Annotated in this window: 9 protein-coding genes; 6 read left to right on the top strand and 3 right to left on the bottom strand. The window is 65.7% G+C overall.

Translation table 11 applies throughout. The features are described from left to right. The 3 genes from ACHFFZ_RS15020 to ACHFFZ_RS15010 form a co-directional block, all read right to left on the bottom strand. The coding region (locus tag ACHFFZ_RS15020; RefSeq protein WP_394277407.1) for a hypothetical protein at nt 1-610 on the bottom strand (610 nt) is incomplete at its 3' end. A gap of 6 nt (nt 611-616) precedes the next feature. After that, nucleotides 617-1,276 carry an HAD family hydrolase gene (locus ACHFFZ_RS15015; protein WP_394277406.1) on the bottom strand — a complete coding sequence of 220 codons (660 nt, stop codon included), beginning with the start codon at nt 1,274-1,276 and terminating at the stop codon, nt 617-619. After that, entirely contained in the window at nt 1,273-2,073 is an 801-nt protein-coding gene (locus ACHFFZ_RS15010; protein ID WP_394277408.1) for a GntR family transcriptional regulator, read from the bottom strand. The genes ACHFFZ_RS15015 and ACHFFZ_RS15010 overlap by 4 nt, the downstream gene beginning before the upstream one ends. A gap of 225 nt (nt 2,074-2,298) precedes the next feature. On the opposite strand from ACHFFZ_RS15010, the gene ACHFFZ_RS15005 reads away from it, so the two are divergent. From ACHFFZ_RS15005 to ACHFFZ_RS14980, 6 genes are read left to right on the top strand one after another with little or no spacing between them, the layout of a single operon-like run. Further along, nucleotides 2,299-2,721, top strand: coding sequence for a plasmid replication, integration and excision activator (locus tag ACHFFZ_RS15005; RefSeq protein WP_394277405.1), 423 nt, complete (start codon nt 2,299-2,301; stop codon nt 2,719-2,721). Between the two features lie 2 nt (nt 2,722-2,723). Further along, entirely contained in the window at nt 2,724-3,101 is a 378-nt protein-coding gene (locus tag ACHFFZ_RS15000; protein ID WP_394277404.1) for a hypothetical protein, read from the top strand. Between the two features lie 36 nt (nt 3,102-3,137). Then, on the top strand, nt 3,138-3,827 hold the full coding sequence (locus tag ACHFFZ_RS14995; protein ID WP_394277403.1) for an FtsK/SpoIIIE domain-containing protein: 690 nt from the start codon (nt 3,138-3,140) through the stop codon (nt 3,825-3,827). A 15-nt stretch (nt 3,828-3,842) separates the two neighbouring features. Beyond that, the gene (locus ACHFFZ_RS14990) at nt 3,843-4,355 is read left to right on the top strand and encodes a hypothetical protein (protein WP_394277402.1); all 513 of its coding nucleotides are present in this window, start codon (nt 3,843-3,845) and stop codon (nt 4,353-4,355) included. Continuing rightward, a complete protein-coding gene (locus ACHFFZ_RS14985) occupies nt 4,352-5,896 on the top strand; it encodes a replication initiator (RefSeq protein WP_394277401.1) in 1,545 nt (514 codons plus the stop codon). Before ACHFFZ_RS14990 ends, ACHFFZ_RS14985 begins: the two co-directional genes overlap by 4 nt. Before the next feature lies 1 nt (nt 5,897). Then, the gene (locus ACHFFZ_RS14980; protein WP_394277400.1) at nt 5,898-6,065 is read left to right on the top strand and encodes a helix-turn-helix transcriptional regulator; all 168 of its coding nucleotides are present in this window, start codon (nt 5,898-5,900) and stop codon (nt 6,063-6,065) included. Nucleotides 6,066-6,069: the final 4 nt, after the last annotated feature.

The raw sequence follows: 6,069 nt of genomic DNA, 5'->3' as shown, positions 1-6,069 counted from the left end.
CTAGAGGTTCGGTGGGATGCTCGATGTAGATGTGTCTGCCAAACATTCCCGTGTATTTCGGCTTTTGAGTGAAGCTATCTCCCTTGAGGCTCTCTGAGTTAAGCCAGTGGGGTTTCTCGGATCGCGACACCGGAAAAAAAGCGTAAACTCCCTTGGAGTAGATGCGTTGGGAGGTTTCTTGGTCGATGTAAAACTGCTTAAGGGGAGCTCCATCCTTTACCCACGGCTGCGAAGGTGTTATTTGGTTTCGATGGGTATCGGAGGTTGGAGATTCGATGCTTCCTGCTTTTTGGACGAACTGCAGCGGGCTGTCTCCATCGTCAAACTCCACGATCGCATAGCTGCCGTCCGTTTGGGCGCGTTGCGTGGCGCCTCCCACTACACGAAACCAGTTACGTGCCAACCCTGACGAGTGTGTGGTTACATCGGGATGATGGGCGGCTGCGCCCTCGATTATTGCGTCAGCGAGAATAGAGATGAGGTTCGTCTTTCCTGCCCCGTTCGGGCCGGTTATGATGATCGGCCTGGGTTGAGAGAAGGGCGGGTTTGTTTGAAACTCGAATTCTTTGAGCGGTCCGTCGTTTCTTACTGATATTCTCGTGATGTACATGATTTCCTAGTTCTTCTTGAGTTCGCGCAGGTTCCAGATGGTGCAAGCGGCGCCTGCGCGCTCCATTGCCGTCTTGCGCCTACTGTCCTTGCATAGGGCAATGACGGGCACAGCCGCCGCGGTGCCTGCCACAGCGTCGGATACTGAGTCACCGATCATGATTGCCTTGGCATGTTCTGCTTGCAGGGCCTGACGCAGCGGGTGTGGATCGGGCTTCATTAAGTCGGGGCGCCGAGGGTCCCGACCAACGATGGAGTCGACGTGGTGGACGAGATCGTGCAGTTGAACAAATCGCGAAACGCACGCTGGGCTGTTATTCGTCACGATAACGACGGTCTTGCCTCCGCGATTTGCCGATTCCAGAAGATCCACGGCGCCGGGTGTGACGGGGCTGGTGAGGGCCGCGGCTACCTCACCTGTCGTGCACAAGGATTCGACCGCCTGTAGGGCTACGGGGGAGTGGGCTCCGGCGGCGCGGATGAAGGCTAGGTGGTCGGTGCTGGAATCGAGGTCGTCGGTGATCGGGACACCGGCGTCGCGTGCTGCTTCGCGTGCGCGCGCTGCAAGCTCGGCGTTCGCTGGTGGGGGTAAAAGGCGCGTGACCGGGCCGTCGAAGTCGAGCATGATCAGGTCGGCCTGGCTGAATAGCTCGGCGGCGGTGATCACGGTTCGGCCCTTGCAATGGTGGTCCAAAGGCTGTCGAACCAAGCTGTGGTCGATTGCACGTAGAGACTGCCAAGGCTCTCGGGGTCGGAGTCCTTGGCGAAGTGGAACAGCGTTGCGTCCTTGCCCATGGGGTCGTAGATCTCGGTTGGCCCGTCCGCGAGGCGCACCTCGCGCAGCTTCACAGGGTAGTAGCCCTGGAACACATCTTGGCTATTGATGATGAAGGTCTTGGCCTGGGGTGCCGAGGCGATGAAGCGGCTTTCGACCATCGCGACCTTGAGCAGCTTGAGGGCTGCCAGCTCGTCAACCATGTCGACGACGGCGTTCACGGAGCGAGAGGCGATGCCAGCCAGGCGCTCGCGGGCCGCGCCGCTCTCTGCGGGGCTCTTGCCGGGCAGAACGGGCAGGGCCAAGGGTTCGGCCGTGTCGGGCAGCATGATGCGCACCGCGAGGGATCGAGGGTGGAGTGCGCCGGAGCGGATGCGGTCGAGTGGTTCGGTGAGGGCACCGGCCAAGGTCTCTGCGGTGAAGCCGCAGAAGTCGATGGTCACCTCGTCGGCGGTGAAGGCTTCCTGGATGCGCGGGCGGAGGTCGACGGCCCGCTCGGTGTGGCCCTTCACGAAGGCGCCGCTGCCTTGGCGCGTGACGATCAGGCCTTCCTCGCGGAGCACGCGAAGCGCCTGCTGGATGGTCATGCGCGCCACGCCGTAGCGCTCGGCCATCTTGTGTTGCGAGTCGAGCTGGGCGCCTTGGGGCAGCTCGCCAGTGCGGATCTGCGCGCGTAGCCGATTGGCCACCTGCTGGTACGGCGGAGTCGGGTCATTCGGATTCAAAGCCACGCCACCATCCTATGGGCGCATGTATGGGCTGGCTAGGCATATCGCCGTGCCAGCAGGTCTCGCATGGGCTCGCGCTGCCCTGCAGTGAGGTGAACAAGTTGGCATTACTTGTTGACATGGCTAGTCAAGTCCTTAGATAACCATCATGGCTAGGCAGGCTAGCCCAGTGATGAAGGAGTTTCCATGGCCGTGAAGCGCAAGATGCCCGCAACGAATGACGTGCTGTTCCCGAGTGGGGCCTTCCTGCTGGGTGGTGTGGAGCAGGTGTTGGACTTCCAGGCGCCGCAGCGTCCCGACGGGTCGCGTCCGCAGCAGGTGGACAAGGAGACGGGTTTGCCGCTGTGGCAGGTGCCTGTGCTCGACGCGGACCCGGAGGCGGGCAACCGTGAGAAGACGATCGTTGTGAAGCTGGCGTCGCAGTACCAGCCCGTGCCGCCGGAGAACACCACTGGCCTGCCGTTCACCCCAGTCCGGTTCACCGGGCTCACCCTCACCCCGTGGATCGACGAGAACGGGCCGCGACCGAAGCTGGCGTGGTCGGTGCGGGCGACGGGTTTCGAGGACGCCTCGCCGTCGGCTCGTCGTGACCAGGGTAAGGCGGCCTGATCATGTCGGCGGTGGTGGCTGCTCGTCCGTCGGGGGTGGTGCGCTGGTCGCGGTCGTGCTGGCGGGGGATTGTGCTGCTGACAACGGTGCTGCGTCGACTGTTGGTTGGGGTGCGTTACTCCTGGCGTGTGCTGATCCTTGTCGACGGGCTGTGGTTGCTGTGGGCATTCACGTACACCTCGTCGCGTGCCGTGATGGGAGGTGCGGCGGTCGCCTGCGCCGTGTACCTGGTGCCGCTGCTGGTAGGCGTGGTGTGGTCGCTGGTCAACCCGTTCACCTTCGAACGCCGGGTAGCTGCTCCGTGGCGTCGCTGGCGCTGGCGCACGTGGGCGCGAAAGAACTGGGACGTGCTTGCGCGTGAGTGCGGCCTGTCGGTGTAGCGGACCCGCACGGAGAAGGTGACTCGCAAGGTTCGCGTGGGCGATCACACGGAGTACGTGCGGGAACCCCGCGAGGTGCATCACTGGGTGCACCCATACCTGTCCCGCGTCGAAACTCGTGGCGACCTGCTGGCGCTTCGCATCCGGGCCCGGATCGGCCAGACCTTGGAGGAGGTGGAGGCGGCAGTACCGGCGTTGCAGGTGGCAGCCGGGGCGCATTCGGCGCGCTCGTTGCAGGTCTCGCCATTCAAGGTGCAGGTCAACCTGATGATGCGTGATTCTCTGTCGTCGGGTCGTCAGGCGGTGCTTCCCACCCGCGACGACATCGCCACCGTGGGCATGGCTCCGGCCGGTCGCACCCAGGGCGGCGGCGTGTGGTGGCTGCAGGTCACCAATCGCCACACCCTGGTCGCGGGCTGCTCGGGGGCGGGCAAGGGTTCGGTTCTGTGGTCGGTGTGCGGGAACCTCGCCCCGTGCGTGTCGACCGGTGAGGTTCAGATGTGGGGCATCGATCTCAAGCGCGGCATCGAGCTGTCGATAGGCAAGGCCATGTTCTGCTGCATGGTCACCACCCCCGCCCAGGCGATCGAGGTGCTCAAGAAGCTCCTCGCGGTGATCGACGAGCGCGGCGACCGCATGGCTGGACGGGTTCGCGAGCATGTTCCGACGCCGGGTGATCCGCTGCACGTGCTGGTGATCGACGAGCTGGCCGTGCTCACATCCTAAGCCGATCCGGCACTGGTGAAGAAGGCCTCGCGGCTGTTGTCGGAGGTCCTGACCCAGGGCCGCGCCCTCGGCGTGGTGGTGCTGGCCTGTGTGCAGGACCCCCGCAAGGAGACCGTCGGCATGCGTGGCCTGTTCACCCAAGCGGTCGCGCTGCGCCAGCTGACCTCGACCGAAACCAGGCTTGTGCTGGGTGACGGCGTCGCCCAGGCCGCCCCGGCACACAAGATCCTGCTCTCGCAGCAGGGCACCGGCTGGATGCAGGACGAGACCGGCGCGTTCGACAAGGTCCGCGCCGACTACTGGCCCGACGACCTGATCCGCCACGCCGCCGAACTGCACCCGTCGCCCGTTACGGTGCTGATCCCCACCACCCAGCAGGCCGCTGAGGACACTCTTCCTCCGTCCGCCAATCCGCTGGGCGAAGCCGATCCGGCTCCGATGGGCGAGCCCCGTGTCCGCAAGCCCAGGGCCCCGCGCAAGCCCCGTCAGCGTGCCCAGGAATCCCACGATGGGGACGTGGCGGCATGACTACGATGGCGGGGGCTCACTTCGACGGGTTCGGTGAGGCATCCCCTCTCGACGTCAACCTGAGCCCTCGCCAGGTCGCCCAGGTGCTGCAACGCGTTAAGGACGGCACCTTCGACGCCTTCGCCCAGGCGGCGGCGCACATCGGGCACTGTGCCCACCCCATTCGCCTGTCCGGCTCCACCACTCGCGTCGACGGCCACACGGGCGAGGTGTTGAGCGTGTTCCGCTCGGCCGACCAGCCCCTCGGCGTGCTCTTCCAGCGCTGCGGCAACCGCCGCGCCTCGGTGTGCCCGTCCTGCTCGCGGCTGTATGCCCGCGACACATTCGAAATGGTGCGTTGCGGTGTCGTCGGCGGCAAGAACGTCCCCGCGTCGGTAGAGGAGAACCCGCTGCTGTTTGTTACCCTCACGGCACCCTCTTTCGGCGCCGTGCATGGTACCCGTGGCGGCAAGCCCTGCCATCCCCGGCGCGAAACCGAACTCTGCCCGCACGGCCGGCCCCGGTGGTGCATGACTCGTCACCACGACGGCGACCAGGAGTTGGGCCAGCCGCTGTGCCCCGACTGCTACCGCTACGACCACCACCTGATGTGGCAGTGGTGGGCCCCCGAACTGTGGCGCCGCTTCACGATCAACCTGACCCGCGCCCTCGCCCACGCCCTCGGCGTCAAGGTCGGCAAGCTGCGCGAGGTGTGCTCGGTGCAGTTCGCCAAGGTCGCTGAGATGCAGACCCGTGGCGCGATCCACTTCCACGCCCTGATGCGCCTCGACGGCCCCGCCGCCCAGGGCATCGGCGCCCCGGCCCCCGACAAGATCACGGCCCAGTTGCTGGCCGACCTGACCCGCCAGGCGGTGACGACCGTCGCCTTCCCCGCGCCCGCCCCGCACGAGAGGGTGCGGCCGGTGGTGCTGCGCTACGGAACCCAGCTCGACGTGAAGATCGTCCGCGTGGGTCATCGTCCCGACGATCCAGACCAAGAGTTGCAGCCTGCCCAAGTCGCCGGATACCTGTCGAAGTACGCCACCAAGGACGCCAGCGACGCCCGCCACGTCGACGGGAACCCGCACTTCGACCGGATCGTCACCCTCGCCCGCATCTGGTCCGGCCATGCCCGCGCCCGCGACGCTCGCCGTCGCCTCGGATGCCTCGTCGACGCACCGGTCGGCAAGGACAGCCTCGACGTGTACGCGCACCTCGGCAAGTGGGCCCACGAACTCGGCTTCCGTGGCCACTTCGCCACCAAGTCACGCCGCTACAGCCTCACCCTCGGCACCCTGCGGCGTGCCCGCGTCCGCTTCCAGCACCTGATGGCCGAACAGCAGCGCACCGGCCGCCCCGTCGATTGGTCAGACGTCGACCTGCTGGCTGACGACGAAGACGACGACACCACCCTCGTCCTGCGCGATTGGGCCTATGCCGGGACCGGCTGGGATACCACCGCCGACGAAGCCCTTGCCCTGGCTGCTGCTGCCCGTGCCCGTGAGTACGCGCAGTGGAAGGCCGCCCGCAAGAACACCCACCCCCACACCCTGGAGAACTGATATGACCGAACCCACCAACATCGAACCCCTGCTGACCATCGAGGATCTGGCGCGCATGCTCGGCGTCCCCGTGCCCACCATCTACGCCTGGCGCTACCACGGCGAAGGCCCGCGGGGCTACAAGGTGGGCCGTCACGTCCGCTACCGGCTGACCGACGTGAACAAGTGAGAAT

It is taken from the genome of Luteococcus sp. (assembly GCF_043424415.1).
Classification (GTDB): Bacteria; Actinomycetota; Actinomycetes; order Propionibacteriales; family Propionibacteriaceae; genus Luteococcus.
This window is presented reverse-complemented; position numbering and strand designations above follow the sequence as displayed.